The 16,666-nt window shown below is 73.9% G+C and carries 15 protein-coding genes; 3 read left to right on the plus strand and 12 right to left on the minus strand.

The window, feature by feature from the left end:
* Positions 1-20: 20 nt before the first annotated feature.
* Genes LXN57_RS41925 through LXN57_RS41940 form a run of 4 tightly spaced genes read right to left on the minus strand, consistent with a single transcriptional unit; the run spans position 21 to position 4,497 of the window.
* On the minus strand, positions 21-791 hold the full coding sequence (locus LXN57_RS41925; RefSeq protein ID WP_251803876.1) for a hypothetical protein: 771 nt from the start codon (positions 789-791) through the stop codon (positions 21-23).
* Complete coding sequence (locus tag LXN57_RS41930) at positions 788-1,651, minus strand: SCO6745 family protein (protein ID WP_251803877.1); 864 nt, start codon at positions 1,649-1,651, stop codon at positions 788-790. Before LXN57_RS41930 ends, LXN57_RS41925 begins: the two co-directional genes overlap by 4 nt.
* 8 nt (positions 1,652-1,659) lie before the next feature.
* Entirely contained in the window at positions 1,660-2,166 is a 507-nt protein-coding gene (locus LXN57_RS41935) for a hypothetical protein (protein WP_251803878.1), read from the minus strand.
* A 9-nt stretch (positions 2,167-2,175) separates the two neighbouring features.
* Positions 2,176-4,497 (minus strand): putative bifunctional diguanylate cyclase/phosphodiesterase, encoded by a 2,322-nt coding sequence (locus tag LXN57_RS41940; RefSeq protein ID WP_251803879.1) that lies wholly within the window; start codon positions 4,495-4,497, stop codon positions 2,176-2,178.
* An 80-nt stretch (positions 4,498-4,577) separates the two neighbouring features.
* Here LXN57_RS41940 and LXN57_RS41945 point away from each other — a divergent pair, with 80 nt between their 5' ends.
* The gene (locus tag LXN57_RS41945) at positions 4,578-4,970 is read left to right on the plus strand and encodes an Hpt domain-containing protein (RefSeq protein WP_251803880.1); all 393 of its coding nucleotides are present in this window, start codon (positions 4,578-4,580) and stop codon (positions 4,968-4,970) included.
* A gap of 43 nt (positions 4,971-5,013) precedes the next feature.
* Here the strand turns inward: LXN57_RS41945 and LXN57_RS41950 are convergent, their stop codons facing one another.
* The 4 genes from LXN57_RS41950 to LXN57_RS41965 all read right to left on the minus strand — a co-directional run bounded on the left by LXN57_RS41950 (position 5,014) and on the right by LXN57_RS41965 (position 9,648).
* On the minus strand, positions 5,014-6,120 hold the full coding sequence (locus LXN57_RS41950; RefSeq protein ID WP_251803881.1) for a response regulator: 1,107 nt from the start codon (positions 6,118-6,120) through the stop codon (positions 5,014-5,016).
* Positions 6,121-6,215: 95 nt separating this feature from the next.
* Positions 6,216-8,225 carry an ATP-binding protein gene (locus LXN57_RS41955; protein ID WP_251803882.1) on the minus strand — a complete coding sequence of 670 codons (2,010 nt, stop codon included), beginning with the start codon at positions 8,223-8,225 and terminating at the stop codon, positions 6,216-6,218.
* A gap of 114 nt (positions 8,226-8,339) precedes the next feature.
* Positions 8,340-8,762 carry a response regulator gene (locus tag LXN57_RS41960; RefSeq protein WP_251803883.1) on the minus strand — a complete coding sequence of 141 codons (423 nt, stop codon included), beginning with the start codon at positions 8,760-8,762 and terminating at the stop codon, positions 8,340-8,342.
* 70 nt (positions 8,763-8,832) lie between these two features.
* Positions 8,833-9,648: an SAM-dependent methyltransferase gene (locus LXN57_RS41965; protein WP_251803884.1), complete on the minus strand. Its 816-nt coding sequence runs from the start codon at positions 9,646-9,648 to the stop codon at positions 8,833-8,835.
* A gap of 60 nt (positions 9,649-9,708) precedes the next feature.
* Between LXN57_RS41965 and LXN57_RS41970 the strand changes: the two genes are divergently transcribed.
* Entirely contained in the window at positions 9,709-11,616 is a 1,908-nt protein-coding gene (locus LXN57_RS41970) for a hybrid sensor histidine kinase/response regulator (RefSeq protein ID WP_251803885.1), read from the plus strand.
* A 6-nt stretch (positions 11,617-11,622) separates the two neighbouring features.
* Here the strand turns inward: LXN57_RS41970 and LXN57_RS41975 are convergent, their stop codons facing one another.
* Positions 11,623-12,822, minus strand: a complete 1,200-nt coding sequence (locus LXN57_RS41975; RefSeq protein WP_251803886.1) for a hypothetical protein — start codon at positions 12,820-12,822, stop codon at positions 11,623-11,625.
* Between the two features lie 93 nt (positions 12,823-12,915).
* Complete coding sequence (locus tag LXN57_RS41980) at positions 12,916-13,695, minus strand: hypothetical protein (RefSeq protein ID WP_251803887.1); 780 nt, start codon at positions 13,693-13,695, stop codon at positions 12,916-12,918.
* Between the two features lie 183 nt (positions 13,696-13,878).
* Between LXN57_RS41980 and LXN57_RS41985 the strand changes: the two genes are divergently transcribed.
* Entirely contained in the window at positions 13,879-15,375 is a 1,497-nt protein-coding gene (locus LXN57_RS41985) for a PP2C family protein-serine/threonine phosphatase (protein ID WP_251803888.1), read from the plus strand.
* Between the two features lie 152 nt (positions 15,376-15,527).
* Here LXN57_RS41985 and LXN57_RS41990 read toward each other — a convergent pair whose 3' ends face one another.
* Together LXN57_RS41990 and LXN57_RS41995 are read right to left on the minus strand one after the other, a co-directional pair.
* On the minus strand, positions 15,528-15,938 hold the full coding sequence (locus tag LXN57_RS41990) for a hypothetical protein (protein ID WP_251803889.1): 411 nt from the start codon (positions 15,936-15,938) through the stop codon (positions 15,528-15,530).
* A complete protein-coding gene (locus LXN57_RS41995) occupies positions 15,935-16,486 on the minus strand; it encodes an RNA polymerase sigma factor (protein ID WP_251803890.1) in 552 nt (183 codons plus the stop codon). Before LXN57_RS41995 ends, LXN57_RS41990 begins: the two co-directional genes overlap by 4 nt.
* Positions 16,487-16,666 lie beyond the last annotated feature (180 nt).

Genomic DNA, 16,666 nt, shown 5'->3' on the forward strand with positions numbered 1-16,666 from the left:
GGCCGCCGCGGGTGGTCCCGTCAGATCGGGACCATCCGCGCGGCCAGCGCCACCGCGGTGAGGTCGCCGTCGCGCAGCTTGCCCGCGGCCGCCACCGCGCCCAGGCTTTCCAGCCGCTGCGCCGTCGCCTCGACCAGTTCGTCGTCGCCGCTCAGCAACCGGCGGGCGATCCGCGCCTGCCAGGGGGTCAGATCGGCGTACGCGCACTGGTCGAGCGCGGTGATCGTCGCCGCGTCGAGGGTGCCCGCGAGGGCCCGTTCGGTGACGACGCCGAGCAGCCAGTCGGGCCACCAGCCGTACTTGCCGACGACCAGGCCCGATTGCACGGCCGCGGCCGGGGTCTGTCCCGCGCCGATCAGGCGCATCGCCAGGTCCATGTCGAACCGCTGGAGCCGCATGCCCTCGACGAAGACCCGGAGCAGCGGCATCGTCCCGACGAACGGCTCCGCGGCGGCGGCGCCCTCCGCGAAGCGGCCACGCAGGACATCCAGCAGCGCGTACGCCTCGACCAGGTTCTCCTCGCCGGCCGCGCGCTCGCTCAGTCGCTTCACCGTCGCCTCCAGACGGTCGACCGCATGCGCGGCCCGCTCGCTGAGCTCCGCGCTGGCCGGCCGGTTCAGGTAGAGCACCATCACGTCGGCGGCGATCTCGGCCTCGCGCCGCAGCAGCCGTGACGTGATCTTGGGCAAGATCTCGTCGCTGAGGCCCTCGGTGACCGACGCGCCGTCGAATCGCTCGGCCGCGGTGAGGAACTCGGTCCACCAGGACACCGGGTGTCGGCTCGAGTTCATGGTCGGCTCTCCCCCTCCGGGAGTCGCGGGTTCAACATTCCGGTCTTGACCAGGGTGCGGCTCAGCGGCCGGGTCAGCTCGGCCAGGCGGACGCAGGCCTCGGCGCCGATCGCGTCGTAGGCCGGCTCGGCCAGGCGGTCCGTGGTCGCCTCCAACTCGGCCCGCAGCGTCCGCCCGGCGTCGGTGAGACCGCCCTCGGCGTCCAGCAGGCCGCGCGCCCGCAGTCCCTCGGCGGCCCCGGCCCAGGCCTCGCGCCGCCAGCCCCGGCTGACCCGCAGGAACCGCTCGTCGGCCTCGCCCGACGCGACGTGCAGCAGCAACGCCTCGATCCCGCCGACGCCGGCGGCGACCAGCGCCGCCACGTGCCCGTCGCCGCGGAACTCCCGCAACAACGTCTGCGCGTGCCAGAGCACCAGGTGCGGTTCGCCGGGCCAGGGCAGCTCGGCCTGCGCGGCGAACAGCGGGCGGCCCTGCGGCCACGCGGTCGCGGCCTCGGCCGCCGCCCGGGCCAGGGCAGCCGCCTCGGCCACCTCGGGTGAGGCGAGCGTGGCGGCGCCCAGGCCGCGGGTCAGCGCGGCATCCACCGCGGACAGCCGGGCCGCGGCCATCGCGGCCGGGGTGGTGCTCGCCCACACCGCGGGCAGGGCGCGGGCGACCAGGGCGGGGTTGAAGTTGTAGAAGGTGGCGGTCACGAGGCCCGGACCGCACTCGCCGAAGGCGGCGGCGCGGGACGCGAAGTAGCCGTCCTGCGGGCCGACACCCAGTTCGGCGTAGCGCGTGGGAGCCTCCGGCGCGAAGTAGATCATGGCGTGGATCGGCTCGGTCACGCGCCACGCCCGCCGCTGCGGCGACTCACTCATTCCGGTCCTCATTTCCCGTTCCACGGCAGTTCCTCGACTACGGCGTTCTCGATCGGCGCGGCCGAGTGCTTCGGCGGGGGCCGGTCCGTGACGGTGTGCCACGTGCCGGCCGTGCGGGCCGCGGGCCGGGTCACCATGTGCACCGGCAACGGCGGCGGGGCGAACGGCCCCGCGCCCCAGCGCACCCAGATCGCGACCCGCCCGGCCGCGGCCTCGGCCAGCAGCTTGTCGACCGTGCGGGGCCGGTCGAGCCGGTCGATCTCGATCGCGAGCGGCGGCCCGTCGGGGCGGGCGCAGGCCACGTCGAGCACCGAGTGACCCCGCAACGGCGGAGGCAGCGGAAAGACGCTGGGCGCCCGGCGGTAGACCCGCCAGCCCCGGTCCTCGCCCCACTCGGCGATCGTATCGATGATGCGCCCGGTCGCCTGGTCGTTGCCCAACTCGGCGAAGTGCAGCGCCGCCAGCCGATCGGCCAGGGACCGAGCCGTCCGGGTGCCGTCGTCCGCTGTGTCCATCGCCAAACCCTAAGCCCCGGCGCCGATCCGTTCGGAGCGACGCGACAGCATCTCCGTCATCCGTTCCGCCGGCATCGGCCGGGCCATGTGGTAACCCTGACCGAGGGTGTACCCGAGCAGGCGCAGCCGGTCGGCCTGCTCCTGGCTCTCGATCCCCTCGGCCACGGTGTCCAGGCCCAGCGCGCCGGCCAGTTGCGCCACCGCGTGGGCCACGGCCTGGCGGGCCCCGGCCGCGGGCGAACCGGGCTCGTCGAGCTCGATGCCGTCGACGAACGACTTGTCGAGCTTGATGATCGAGGCCGGGAATGAGCGCAGCAGGCTCAGCGACGACTCGCCCGTGCCGAAGTCGTCGAGGGCCAGGCGTACGCCCATCGCGTGCAGCTCGTGCAGGGCGCGCGAGACCTGCTGGCCGCGCAGCACCGCCGACTCGGTCAGCTCGAGGACGAGCCGGTCGGCGGGCAGGCCCGTCTCGGCCAGCGCGATCCGCACGTCCTCGACGAAGTCCGGGTCGTGGAGCTGGCGCACCGACACGTTGGGCGCGACCTTCTGCAGGGCGTCCGGGCCGAACTCGGCGAGCCACGCCGCAGCCTGCCGGCATGCCTCGCGCAGCACGAACCGGCCCAGCGGCACGATCAGCCCGGTGGCCTCGGCGGCCGGAATGAACTCGGCCGGCGGCAGCAGGCCACGGGTCGGGTGATCCCAGCGGACCAGCGCCTCGACGCCGATCACGGTGCCCTCGCCGAGCGCGACGATCGGCTGGTAGTGCACCCGGAACTCGCCGGCGTCGAGTGCCCGCCGCAGGTCGCCGCCGAGGCGCGCGTGCGCCAGGACGGGCTCTTCCATGCCGTCGTGGAAGCGCACCCGGTTGCCCTTGCCGCGCTGCTTGGCGGCGTACATGGCCAGGTCGGCCTGTCGCAGCAGCTCGTCGAGCTCGATGCCCGGCGCCGCGGTGGCGATGCCGATGCTGGCGTGGGTGAGCAGGCGGTGGCCGCCGATCGGCGCGCAGAGGGCGTCGAACAGCCGGTCGGCGACGGTCTCGCCGAGCGGGTTGGGGCGGGTCAGCAGCACGGCGAACTCGTCGCCGCCGAGCCGGGCGGCCAGCCCGTGCGGGCCGACCACGTCCTTGAGCGTCGCCGCCACAGCCACCAGCAGCTCGTCACCGACGTCATGGCCGAGCGAGTCGTTGACCGCCTTGAAGTCGTCGAGGTCGACCAGCAGCACGGTCGCCTCGCCGGCCGCCATCGCCGCGAGCACCCGTTCCCGGAACAGGCTGCGGTTGGCCAGGCCGGTGAGACCGTCGTGGCTGCTGTCGTGCCGCAGCCTCTCCTCGGTCGCACGCTTCTCGTCGAGCAGGCGGCGGTTCTCCCGGGTCGCGGTCAGCTGGCGCACGGCGATCAGGGCGGTGAGCACGACGACGGCCACCACGACCACGCGGTCCTGCCAGGTGAGGCCGCCGCGCAGCACCCCGAGCAGCGAGGCGTCGATCGCGATCATGGACAGGTAGGGCAGCCACACGTTGATCGGCCGCGACCTCGTCCCGGCCGATCGCCCCTGCTGGAGGGCGGCCCCCGCGACGAGCAGGAAGGCGGCGGGCATGACGACCGCCTGGGCGAGCAACGCGCCCCGGTCGCCGTAGAGCGACAGCAGCGCGATGCCGCCCGAGAGCAGCCCCGCCGACGCGATCAGGCGCAGCGCCCGCCGGTCGACCGGGCCGCCGACGACGTACGAGACCTTGACGACCGCGCCGAGGCCGACGACACAGGCCAGACCGGTGATCACCAACGATTGCGTGGTCCATCGGTCGGCCGCGGTGGCCATGGGAACGAGTCCGAACATCCAGATCACGCTACCGCCGCCGACGAAGGCGATCGCCCGGTCGACGAGTTGCTTGCGACGGGCCGCGGCGCCGGAGACACCCACTGGCACCCGGACGACGGCCCACATCGAGGCCAGCAGGCCCGCGCCGGCCAACGCGGCCGTGCTGTACGGCATGTCCGGCAGTACGGGTGAGATCTGGAAAGCGATGATCGCGAACCAGGCGTAGCCCACCGTGAGCCCGACGCTTCCGGCCAGCATCAGGCGCCAGAACCGGCGGCCCGCGGGCTCGAGCCGGGCCCCGCGCAACACGGCGACGATCGCGCCGACGGTGGCCACCCCGCCGAGCGGGCTGAAGAGGTAGGCGATGGCGTCCGGCCCGAGCCGGGTCAGGAACCAGAACACGCCCGTCAGGGTGACCACGACCGCAGCGAGGACGAACCGCAGGGGCGCGCGCTGGTCGATGGTCACCTCGACGGAATCGGCAGCGCCGCGCGGCATCGTAGGAATCCGCACTGCGACCTCCTTCACGGCTTCGTGGGCTTCACGGGCTGAAAGTCGCCCGGCGGCGGGCGCGGGGCAGCAGGATGGAACGCATGGAGCACAGCCGGGAGGACGAGATCCGCGACCGTCTGGCCGACATCGCCGGGCCCGACCCCGGTCCGGCCGAGCGGGCGCTGCTCGGCCGGCTGATCCGGTCGTACCTGGCGAAGACCCCGGCCAACGTCGACCGCCTCGGTGAGCTGTTGCGCGGCGGCGACACCGCCACGCTGCGCGAGCACGCGCACGCGATGAAGGGGTCGGCCTCGAACATCGGGGCGAACAGCCTGGCCACCGTCTTCGCCGAGGTCGAGCAGGCCGCCTGCCAGGGCATCGTGGGAGACCCCGAGCTGACGCTGGGCCGGATCGCCTGCGAGCAGGCGCTGGTCCTGGAGATCCTCGAGAAGCTGGCCGACGCGGACGAAGCCCAGGTTCCGTTTCGTAGTTGAGGCGGGGCTGCGCGGCGGTCTCACCCCGACTACGAAACAGAACCTAGAACCGGCGCGCGCCGGGCACGGCGAGCACGGGCTCGACGATCTCGATCATCCGGGCGAAGTTGTTGAGCCGGTCGAGCAGCAGCTCGGTGACGACCATGCCGCGGCCGATCAGCACCAGGCCGTTGGTGGCCACGATGTCCTCGGCCACCCGCATGCCGACCTCCAGGTCGACCACCCGCAGGCCGCGGACCTTGTCCTTGACCTGGACGCAGCCCTTGACCTTGCGCAGCGCGGCCAGCACCGGCAGGGCGCTGTGGTCGCGGCACTCGAGCACGGTGATCGCGCTCTCCACCTCCAGGCCGCGGCTCTCCAGCGTCTCGAACTCGATGGCCGTGCGCACCACGTCGACCGCGGTCTCGACCAGCGGGCCCGGGTGCGGCGGCGGGTTCAGGCCCAGCCCGCGGACGATCTTGATGACGTCGGAGAGGTTGGGGATGTTGCGCAGCAGCTGGACGGCGACGCCGGGCATCGCGTCGACCATGCCCTGCTCGTCGTCCGTGCAGGGCATGCCCTTGTCGAGCTTGACCAGCACGCTCGGTGGCAGGGTGACCGCGCCGAGCTGGGAGGCCATGGCGGCCACCTCGATCTCCCACAGCGCGTCGAGCTGCATGTCGTGGCAGAGCTCGGAGACCAGCGTGCGGATGCGGCCGGCCCGGGCGAACGCGAGCGGGCTGGCCAGTTGCAGCACCCCGAACAGGGCCTGGAGGCTGGCCTTGAGCGTCTTGTCGAGCAGCTGGCGGTCGGCGGTCGACCGGGCGTGCAGCTCGACCGCGGCGTGCACGGTGCTGCGCAGCTCGTCGGTGCCGACCGGCTTGGCCAGGTAGCGGTAGACACCACCGTCGTTGATGGCGGCGATGGCCGAGTTCAGGTCGCTCTGCGCCGTGTGCAGCACGCGGGTCGTGTCCGGGTACTCGACCTGGATGCGGCGCAGCAGCTCGACGCCGTCCATCTCCGGCATGCGCAGGTCGCTGATCACAGCCGCGACCGGGCCCGACGACGCGAGCAGGCGCAGCGCCTCGGTCCCGCTCGCGGCCACCAGCACCTTGTGATCGCGGCGCAGCTGCAGCGAGAGGGTCTCGAGGATGGCGCTCTCATCGTCCACGAGCAGCACGGTCGGCCGTCCGGTCATTCTTGTCCCCCGCGAATGGCGTCGATGTCGTCCCTGTGCCTGCCTGATCGGACGCTCGGCGACGGCGGCTAAGCGTTTTCCCCACCGGCAACGATCGGCAACCGGATGAACACCGTCGTGCCGTACGGCGGGTGACCGCTGAGGCGGATGGTGCCCCCGTGCAGTTCGACGATCGCCCGGGCCAGGCTGAGCCCCAGTCCCTTGCCGGCGATGCCCTGGTGCCGCACGTTGCTGGCGCGGTAGAACCGGTCGAAGACGCGGGCCCGCTCCTCGGCCGGGGTGCCGATGCCGTGGTCGGTCACGGTCAGCTCGGCCGTGCCCGCCCGTTCGACCAGCACGACCTCGACGTCGCCGCCGCACGGGCTGTACTTGATCGCGTTGGCCAGCAGGTCGTCCACCACCTGCCGCAGCCGGCGGGCGTCACCGGCCAGCGGCAGCGGCGTCTCACGCTCGTGCACCAGGCGCACCCCGTTGGCCGCCGCCGCCGCGCGGGCGGTGGCCAGGGCTTCGGTGACGACGGCCGCGAGGTCGACCGGCTCCTTGCGCAGCGCCACGTGGCCGGAGTCGAGGCCGGCCAGGTCGAGCAGGGTGTCGACCACGGCCCGCAGGCTGGACGCGTTGCGGTGCACGGCGTCGACCATCGCCCGGCTCTCCTCGTCGAGCGCGGAGCGTTCGTCGCCGAGCATCGCCGCGCTGGCCACGATCGAGGTGAGCGGCGTGCGCATCTCATGGCTGACCAGCGCGATGAAGTCCTCCTGGGCGCGGGCGAGCTGCCGGGCCAGCGCCTCGGCCCGGCGCAGCGTGACGTAGACGCCGATCCGGGCGGCCACGCCGTCGAGCAGGAGCGCCAGCAGGTCCTCGTGCGGCTCGGGCGCACTGCCGTAGCAGGTGAGCACGCCCAGCACGGAGTCCGCGTCACGCACCGGCACGGCGAGGACCGTCCGGATGCCGGCCCGCAGGCAGGCCGCGGCCCGCCGGCGCTCGGCCTCGCTGCGCAGCGAGGCCGAGTCGGCGATGTCGGGCACCCAGAGCGGCCGGCCGGAGGCCCATACTCGCCCGGTGACGCCGGTGCCCTTGACCGGCGCGAACGTGAGCACCTCGTCCAGCTTTGCGCCGGGCGCCCACCACCGGCCACCGAGGGTGAGCTCGCCGGTGTCCTCGTCGGCCAGCCACAGCTCGGCCGCGGGCCAGCCCAGGGTGGCGCCGAGCGCGGCCAGCACCCCGGGCGCGGCTCCGGTCGCGCAGTCCGCGGTGCGCAGCGCCTCCTCGACGGCCCGGTGGCACTCACGGAACCGCTCGGCCCGGCGCAACGCGGTGACCTCGCGGGCCACCGCCACCGCGCCCAGCCGGCTTCCCTCGGCGTCGAGGATGGGCTGCGCGGTGGCGGCGATGATCCGCTCGCGGCGCCCGGCCACCCGGACGATCAGGTCGGTGTCGACCCGCTCGCCGCGCGCGGCCCGCTGGATCGGCGATTCCCGCCACGGCACAGCCCGGCCGGCCTCGTCGAACAGGGCTCCGGTCGCCCGGGCCGGATAGAGCCGGGCCGCGGCGTCGACGGGCAGCCCGATCAGTTCGCGCACCGACCGGTTGACCACGGTGATGTCCCCGTCGGTGTCGGAGGCGATCACGCCCACCGGCAGGTTGTCGACCAGCGCGGCCAGGTAGGAGTCGCAGCCGGAGGGACGGGCGAGCGCGGTCAGTTCGGTCAGGATGCGGGTGTGCTCGCCGGTCCAGCGGCGCGGGCCGGGATCGAGCACGGCGAGCGCGCCCACCGGCCGCCCGCCGTCGTCGAGAACCGGCACAGCCAGGAAGGAAGAGGCCTGTTCGCGTTGCACGGACCGGCCGGCTGAGACGGCCCAGCGGGCGACGTCGGCGTCGGGCGGGCCGGGGCCGCCGGCCAGCAGCACGCCCTCACGGTCGACCAGCGTGAGCTGGGCCTCGGGCGCGCCGAGCAGGCGGGCGGCGAGCCGGGCCAGGGCGTCGGGGGCGAGCGGAAGGGCCGGCAGGGTGTGCTTGGCCGCGCGAACCGCGCCGAGGCGGTCCGGATCGGCCAGAACGGCCTCGTCGACCACGACCATGGGTTGCCCGTTCCCCCACGCGGCCTGCCCCGCCACTGCCCTCCCGCGCACCGCGGGCTCGCGCTATTTATACCCCCAGGCCCGCTTTCATATACCCCATGGCAAAAATCTGTTTCAGGCGGATACGGGCCACATTGCCGGGCAGCCGGAGTCGGCCCCGGAATGCCCGTGCGCACCGAGCTCGGTCAGCTCGTTGACGACCTCGCGCAGCCGGTCGTTCGGGCAGGGCTTGAGCAGCACCACGCAGACGCCGGCGGCGACCGGCGCGCTGTCGCCCGGGTGCAGGTGGCCACTGAGCATGACGATCGGGGTGTCCCGCAGTTCGGGGTGCTCGCGGATCGCCTTGGTCAGCTCCAGCCCGTCCATCCGCGGCATCCCGAGATCGGTCAGCACCACGTCGGGCCGGTTCGCCACGGCCATCTCGAACGCCCGCTGCCCGTCGGGCGCGTGCGACACCGTGTAGCCGGCCCGTTTGAGCAGCCGGCTCAGGATCAGGGCGATGTCTTCGTCGTCCTCGGCGATCAGTACTGAGGGCATCTTCGCTCCGCTGTTCGGGGCCACAACGCAAGCATGCGCCCGACAAAGACCGGGATGTGCCGGTTTCGCGTTATGACTTCCCGGCCACCCCGACGAGAAAGGCGCCCTCGGCGGTCGCGCTCTCGCACTGCCGGCCCGGCACCGAGCACCACGACCCGAAGGACTGCACGCCCGGCTCGCGAAGCACCCAGTCACCGAAGAGCGCGGCGGTCTCGGCCTCGTCCCGCCCGACCATCGGGGCCGTGGTGTTGTTGTAGATGCGGCGCACCTGCTCGACGCGCGGCGAGGAACTCTTGCGACTGGCGTGGGTCACCGCGAGCAGGCTGCCCGGGGGCACGGCCGAGCGGTACGTTCCGAGCGCCGCCAGCAGCCGCCCGGTGTCGGGAATGAAGTGCGCGACCGAGACCAGCAGCAGGCACACCGGCCGGGCGAGATCGAGGGTTTCCCGTACGGCGGGGGCCGCGAGCGCCTCGGCCGCGTCCAGCAGGTCGCCGTAGAGGATGTCGGCCCCCGGATCGCCGTCGAACTGCCGCCGCCCGTGCACGAAGGCCACCGGCTCGATGTCGACCCCCACCACCCGGCTCCGCGGGTTCAGCCGGCGCGCAACGTCGAACGTGTCGCCGACGGCCGGGATGCCGCAGCCCAGGTCGAGGAACTGCTCGACCCCCGACTCGACGGCCAGCCGCACCGACTCGCGCAGGAACTGCCGGTTGAGCCGCAGGACAGCCGGCAGCTCGGGCATCGCGCCCCGGGCCGCGGCCGCCGCCTGCCGGTCGGCGGCGAAGTTGTGCCGGCCACCCAGCAGGAAGTTGTGGATGCGGGCCACGCTGGGGCGCTGCGGATCGACCTCGGGCAGCACGGCCGCCTGCTCCCCCAGCACGTTCATGGCCCGAGCGTAGGCAAAGCCCCCCGCCCGACCCGCCGGAATCGATAAGGTGGTCCGGTTATGGGCGAAACGTACGGATCGACCAGGTCCGAGGTGCCCGCGCTGATCGGCGCGATGGTGCGCTCGGCGCACGACGCCGTCTGGACGGTCGGCCCCGGCTTCACTGTGCAGTCCTGGAACCCGGCCGCCGAGACGCTGCTCGGCTGGGGGGCCGGCGAGATCGTGGGACGCAGCGCCGACCTGCTCGTCCCGCCCGACCGGCGCGACGACCAGCGCGAGATGCTGACCCTGCTCACCGCGGGCGCCCGGATCGAACGCTTCCGCACCCAGCGCCGCCACCGGGACGGCCACTGGGTGCTGGTCACCCTCTCGATGTCGCCGCTGCGCGACGGCGAGGACCAACTCGGCTTCACCGTGATCGCCCGCGCCGTCGGGCACCGGGAACGGCTCGAGTCGAGCCTGCAGGCCCTGCTCGAGGCGGCGCCGGACGCGTTCGTCGGTATCGGCGACGACGGCCGCGTCGTGCTCGCCAACGTGCAGGCCGAGCAGCTCTTCGGCGAGACCCGCAACGGCCTGCTCGACCGCCCGATCGACGACCTGCTCGACGTGCCCCTGACCGGCTCGCCCGATCCCGGGGCCGAACCGGCCACGGCGCGCCGGATGGACGGCAGCACCGTGCCGGTCGAGGTGTCGATGAGCCCGCTGCCCACCGAGGAGGGCCGGCTCCGCTGCGCGGTGATCAGGGACATCACCGAACGTGTCCGGGCCCAGGATCGGGTGCGGCAGTTGCAGGCCGAGGCCGAGCGGGCCCGGCTGGACGCGCAGCTGCAGCGCACTCAGCGCCTGGAGGGCCTGGGCCAGCTCGCCGGCGGCGTGGCGCACGACTTCAACAACCTGATCGCCGTGATCGCCAACTACGCGACGTTCATCGAGGAGTCGGCGGCCGACGCCGGGCTGGAGGAGATCGCGGGCGACGCGGTCCAGATCAGCAAGGCCGCCCAGCGCGGCGCCGACCTGACCCACCAGCTGCTCGCGTTCGCCCGGCGCGAGGTCGTGCGGCCCCGGCCGCTCGACGTCAACGACGTCATCACCGACATCGAGCAGATGCTGCGCCGCTCGATCGGCGAGCACATCACGCTGTCCGTGCGCCTGGCCGACGGCCTGCCCTCGGTCACCGCCGACCCCGGCCAGCTCGACCAGGTGCTGGTCAACCTGGCCGTCAACGCCCGCGACGCGATGCCCCGCGGCGGTCAGCTGAGCATCGAGAGCCAGGTCGTCGACGTCGACGCCGACTACGCCGCGGGCCGCCCGCACCTGCGCCCCGGCCGCTACGTGCGGCTGCGGGTGAGCGACACCGGCACCGGCATGCCGCCCGAGGTGATCGAGCGGGCGTTCGAGCCGTTCTACACGACCAAGCCGGCCGGGCAGGGCACCGGGCTGGGGCTGGCCACCGTGTACGGCATCGTCACCGCGGCCGGCGGCGACCTGCACATCTACTCCGAGCAGGGGATGGGCACCACGTTCACGATCCTGCTGCCGAGCACCGACGCCGCCCCGGCCCCGATCGAGCGCGAGGCCGAGGTCGCGCCCCACGACGCCCGCCGTGGCACCGTGCTGGCCGTGGAGGACGAACCGGCGCTGCGCGGCGTGCTGACCCGGATCCTGCGCGCCGCCGGTCACGAGGTGCTGATCGCGGCCGACGGCCCGGCCGCGCTCGAACTGGCCGAGGCGCACGAGGGCCCGATCGACGTGCTGCTGACCGACGTCGTCATGCCGCACATGCTCGGCCGCGAGCTGGCCGAGCGGTTCGCCGACCTGCACCCCGGCACCAGGGTGCTGTTCATGTCCGGCTACGCCCGGCCGGTGCTCGCCTCGCAGGGCACCCTCGCGCCCGGCGTCACCCTGGTCGAGAAGCCGTTCAACAAGAACCAGCTCCTCGCGGCCCTGCAGAAGGTGATGGAGCCCTGAGGCCGGTCAGTTGAGGCGGCTCTCCGCCGCCGTCACGAAGTTGTCGAGCATGCGGTCCAGGCCGTTCAACGACTCCTCGGGCAGCACCTCGGCCGCGGCCCGCCGGAACGCCTCACCGCCCAGCGCCGCGCGCAGCCGGCTCAGGTCGGCCAGCTCCAGCGGCCCCTCCGGCGTGCCCAGCGCGAGCTCGGTGGCCAGCGCCCGGCAGTGCAGCGCGACGGCCGCGGGCAACCGCCCGGTCAGCGTGCACACCAGGCCCAGCCGGTGCAGGCCCGTTGCCATGCCTGCCCGGTTGCCGTGCTCGGCGTCGAGGGCCAGCGCCTGGCGCAGGTGACGTTCGACCGCGGCCGGGTCGTCCTCGTCGTCCAGCAGGCCCAGCCTCTCCCAGCCCGCGAGCCCGGCCCGCTCGCCCAGCCGCTCGTCCACGGCCTCGTCGCGGGCCTCCAGAAGCTCGCGCACCAGCACCTCGTCGACAATCGTGGTGACGGCCTCGGCCAGCGTGCGGCCGGCGGCGGCCTCGTCCTGGCCGGAGTCAAGGCTTGCCGCCCAGCGGCCCGGGTCGCCGATGCCGTTGGCGGCGAGGACGCCCTCCAGCCGCTCGGCCAGCTCGGTGAAGGCGACGCCGTCCCGGCCGAGCAGCGCGTCGAGGTCGTGCAGCGTGCCGGGATGGCCGCCGCAGAACGCCCAGGCCCGGGTCTGTTCGGCGGCGCCGAGCACGGCCAGGGCGGGCAACGACTTCATGAGCAGCCGGGCGTCGGCCGCCGTGAGCGGACCCAGATGCAGCTCGGCCAGGGTGCGGTGGGCGTCGCCGGGCAGCGCGAACGGGTAGCGGCTGGTGATCAGCAGCCGTCGCGGCCCGGGCTCACGGACCCAGGCCGTCAGGAATCCGGCCAGGCCGGCGTCGACCGGTTCGGACCGGCCGCCGGCGCCCGCCCTCGGCACGGTGGCGAAGTTGTCGATGACCAGCATGATCGGTTCGGTGACCGGCCTGCGCTCACCCAGAGCGATCACCACGTCGGCCGCGGTGGCCGAACCCGGCACCCGCACCGTACGGCCGCCCGGCCTTTCCCGCTCGAGCAGGGGCAACAACTCTGCCAGCAGGCGGCTCTTGCCGATGCCGGCCATGCCGTGAATCACCAGGCCGGGACGGCAGGCGTCGCCGAGCAGCCCTCGCAGCTCGGCGTGGCGTCCCACGAACTCGCCCATCGACGACTCCCGTCGGAGCGCGGCCCGGGCGAACCGCGCATCACCGACGGTAAAACTCTGACGGACGTCAGTCCATAACCCGGCGTGCCGGGATCACTTCTTCTCGGCGCGCTCTTCCTTCGCCTCGACCTTGTCCTCGGCGCTGTGGCGCTGCGCGGGCACGGCATCCTCGGCCTCGTCGGCGCCGTGCCGCGGGCCGGTGGTCTCGCCGTCGATCTCGCCTGCCACCTGGGGCTGGTCGACCCACAGGGCGCGCAGCTGACCCTGCATGAAGTTGGTCAGCCGGGAACGGTACTCGCGGTCGAACTGCTCGAGCGCCTCGATCTGCTGCTGGAGCGACTCGCGCTTGGCGCCGAGGCTGCCCACCACGTCGTCGTAGCGCTGGCGGGCCTGCAGGTTGAGGTGATCGGCGTTCGCCTGAGCGTCCTCGACGATCGTGCCGGACTGGGCGCGGGCGTCGGAGACGATCTTCTCCGCGTTGCGGCGCGCCTCCTCGGTGCGGGCGTGCGAGTCGCGGGCGATCTGCTCGGCCGCGGCACGGGCGTCGGCGAGGATCTTCTCGGCCTCGCGGCGGACGTTGTGGGCGTGCACCTGAGCGTCGCGGGCGACCTGCTCGGCGGCGGCCAGGGCGTCCGTACGGATCTTGTCGGCCTGGTGGTGGGCGCGGGCGACGTGCTCCTCGGCCGTGCGCTGGGCGAGGGTCAGCACCTGCAGGGCCTGGTTGCCGGGCTGGGCCGGCGCCGGGCCGGACTGCGCGGCGGCGGACTGCTGACCGGACTGGGCCTGCCCAGCCTGCGGCTGGCCCTGCTGCTGCGGGGCGACGAGGGCATGTTCCGAGGTCTGGCTGTCCGGTGACGTCCCATTGAGCAGCACTTTGACACGATCCTTCATGCGGTTGTCGGACACTGTTAGACCTCCGTTGTTGCGAGCCCGGGTCGCGCCCACTCGCACGGGGCTGGCGTGATCCGCGGGATGCTATCAAGGTGAACAGGCAGTAGGCGAGAGCCGACCGGGCGACATCACAGCCGGGATCCGCTTCCCCACTAGGCTGAGCGCATGGCCGACGACGAGGTGGCCCACGTCGTACGCGAAATGCTGTCCGTCATTCCCGCCGGCTGTTCCTGGCTCCTGCCGGTGACCGGCGAGGACGGCCGCGTGCGGGACTTTCGCGTGGCCGCGACCAGCGGGCGGGGTCACGACATCCACCGCCGGGGCACGAGCCGCATCGACCACCTTCTCAGCGAGCTCTACCCGAGCCTCGTCGGCGGCCCGCTGTGGCAGCTCTACCTGGGGGTCGAGAGCACCGGCGAACCGGCGGAACTGCGCGAGTTCCGGTACGACGAGAAAAAGGCCGGCGTCGTCGCACATTCACTCTTCGACGTGACCGTCCATCGTGTGCTGGGCGGCCTGCTGGTGTGGTGGCAGCGGCTCGACGAGGACCGCCGGCGCCTGCAACGGACCGAACAGCTGGGCAGCCTCGGCTGGTCCGAGTACGACCTGATCACCGGCGCCGTCGGCTGGTCCCCCGGCATGTACGAGCTCTTCGAGCGCGACCGCGAGCTGGGCCCCCTCGGCCGCGGCGAACAGGCAGCGGCGATGCTCGACGAGGACCGCAGCCTGGCCGAGGCGGCCTGGCAGACGCTCGACAGCGGCGCCCCCTCCGACATCACGGCCCGCTTCCGGATCGGCGGCACGGTCAAACACCTGCGCATCCTCTCGGACACGGTCGGCGACGCCGACGGCAACCCCGTGAAGATCAACGCGGTCGTGCAGGACGTGACCGCCCGCGAAGACTCCCGTACGGCCATCGACCGCCTGCGGGACCAGCTGCACAGCCGCGAGATGACCGCCCTGGCCGAGCACCGCCTGGCCGCCCAGCTGCAACACCTGATCCAGCCCGTCCCGCGCGAGCCGCTGTCCCTGCCCGGCGTGCGGGTGCGGGTCAACTACCGCCCGGCCGAGAACACGGTCCAGGTCGGCGGCGACTGGTACCACGCCGACCACCTGACCGACGGCCGGGTGCTGCTGGCCGTCGGCGACGTGGCCGGCCACGGCCTGGGCGCGGCGAACGGCATGGCACACCTGCGGTTCGCGCTGATCGCCTGGCTGTCGATCGGCCTGCACGACCCGGCCGAGCTGCTGCGAAACCTCAACCGCCTGTGCGGCCGGCTGCGCCTGACCGCCACGGCCGTGATCGGCGTCTACGACCCGGGCTCGCGCGAACTGGCCTGGGCCCGCGCCGGCCACGCGGCTCCCCTGCTGGCCCGGGACGGCAAGGCGGCCGCGACGCCCCTCCCGGAGGGCCGCCTGCTGGGCGCGGACGACGGCAGCCGGTACGAGGTCTGCCGCCCCCGCCTGACCGCGGGAGACCTGCTCCTCCTGTACACCGACGGCCTGGTCGAACGCCGCCACGGCCCACCACAGCTGCCCCGGATCCTCGACCTGCTGGCCGCCGCGTCATCCGACCGAGCCGCCATGACGGAGCTGGCGACCAGCCTCGACCGCCCCAGCCCCGACGACGACACCTGCACCCTGCTGGCCGAGGTCGCCTGAGCCGGCCGCTGCTCAGCCCGGCCGAGGTCACCTCAGCCGGTCGCTGCTCACCCTGGCCGAGGTCACCCCAGCCGGCCGCTGCTCACCCTGGTCCAGGTCACCCCAGCCGGCCGCTGCTCACCCTGCCCGAGGTCACCTCAGCCGGCCGCTGCTCAGCGCGGGGTGGGCGCGACGGTTCGCGACGGCGCGGACGAGGCGGGGGTCGACCCGCCCCGGGCCGGCGAACGCGACGGCGCGGGCGGCGAGACGAACGGCGACGCGGACGGCGTGGCGGCCGGGGACGAGGGCGGTGAGGCGGCCGGGGACGAGGCCGGTGAGGCGGGTGACGCCGGCGAAACCGGCGGCGCCGGCGCCGGACCCACGGGACGAAGCAGGACGAACGCCATGATCGACACTGCCGCCGCGGCGAGGCCGGCGGTCAGCGGCAGCCACCACCGGGTCACCCTGCTCCGTCGGGCCGACCCGGACGGCGCCGGATCCGGGCGCAGGTCCCGGGCGGTGACGGCGGCGGCCCGGGCGGACAGCGCCTCCCGCAGGCGCCGTTCCACATCGGTTTCGGTCATTTCTCCTCCAGCCGGGCGCGGAGCAGCGTCAGGGCGCGGTGCGCGGTCGACTTGACAGTCCCGGCGGTGATCCGCAGGGCGCCGGCGATCTCCTGCTCGGACAGGCCGGACCAGTAGCGCAGCACGATGACCTGCCGCTGGCGGGTGGTGAGCCGCCCCAACTCCCGGATGACGTCCCGGTCGCCCGCTCCGAGCAGGGCTTCGTCCTCGGCGGCGGGCGCCGGCTCCGGGCGCGGAGGCAGATAGGCACGGGCGATCCGGCGCCGGCGCAGCGCCGACCGGGCCGCGTTCATGACGGCGGACACCACGTAGGCGTTCGGGTCGGCCACGGCGCCGAGGCCGGTGCCGTGCCTGCGGTACAGCCGGGTGAAGACGTCCTGGACGATGTCCTCCGCGGTGGGCAGGTCGTCGACCATGAGCACGGCCAGCCGGACCAGCGGCAGGCGGCGCTCCCGGTAGAGCTCGTCGATCGCGGGCGCCGCGGGCGCCTCCGTCACGACCGGGCCGGCGGCGGTCCCTCGCCACCTGCGCAGCAGTGACAGGGGCATCGGCAGCACGAAGATCACTGATGGCCTCGCGGTGTGGGTGGTGGTGCGGACGGACCGGGGGCGGGGGGGGGGGGGGGGGGGGGGGGGCGCGGCCGCCCCCCCCCCCCCCCCCCCCCGGGGGCGCCCGGGGGGGGGGGGGGGGGGGGCGGGGGGGGGGGGGGGCGGGGGCCCCCCCCCCGC

It is taken from the genome of Paractinoplanes hotanensis (assembly GCF_023717965.1).
GTDB lineage: Bacteria > Actinomycetota > Actinomycetes > Mycobacteriales > Micromonosporaceae > Actinoplanes > Actinoplanes polyasparticus.

Coding starts and splice junctions, on each gene's coding strand:
- LXN57_RS41925 (WP_251803876.1), bottom strand. CDS start 791: ATGAACTCGAGCCGACACCCGGTGTCCTGGTGGACCGAGTTCCTCACC.
- LXN57_RS41930 (WP_251803877.1), bottom strand. CDS start 1,651: ATGAGTGAGTCGCCGCAGCGGCGGGCGTGGCGCGTGACCGAGCCGATC.
- LXN57_RS41935 (WP_251803878.1), bottom strand. CDS start 2,166: ATGGACACAGCGGACGACGGCACCCGGACGGCTCGGTCCCTGGCCGAT.
- LXN57_RS41945 (WP_251803880.1), top strand. CDS start 4,578: ATGGAGCACAGCCGGGAGGACGAGATCCGCGACCGTCTGGCCGACATC.
- LXN57_RS41955 (WP_251803882.1), bottom strand. CDS start 8,225: ATGGTCGTGGTCGACGAGGCCGTTCTGGCCGATCCGGACCGCCTCGGC.
- LXN57_RS41960 (WP_251803883.1), bottom strand. CDS start 8,762: ATGCCCTCAGTACTGATCGCCGAGGACGACGAAGACATCGCCCTGATC.
- LXN57_RS41965 (WP_251803884.1), bottom strand. CDS start 9,648: ATGAACGTGCTGGGGGAGCAGGCGGCCGTGCTGCCCGAGGTCGATCCG.
- LXN57_RS41970 (WP_251803885.1), top strand. CDS start 9,709: ATGGGCGAAACGTACGGATCGACCAGGTCCGAGGTGCCCGCGCTGATC.
- LXN57_RS41975 (WP_251803886.1), bottom strand. CDS start 12,822: ATGGGCGAGTTCGTGGGACGCCACGCCGAGCTGCGAGGGCTGCTCGGC.
- LXN57_RS41985 (WP_251803888.1), top strand. CDS start 13,879: ATGGCCGACGACGAGGTGGCCCACGTCGTACGCGAAATGCTGTCCGTC.
- LXN57_RS41990 (WP_251803889.1), bottom strand. CDS start 15,938: ATGACCGAAACCGATGTGGAACGGCGCCTGCGGGAGGCGCTGTCCGCC.
- LXN57_RS41995 (WP_251803890.1), bottom strand. CDS start 16,486: ATGCCCCTGTCACTGCTGCGCAGGTGGCGAGGGACCGCCGCCGGCCCG.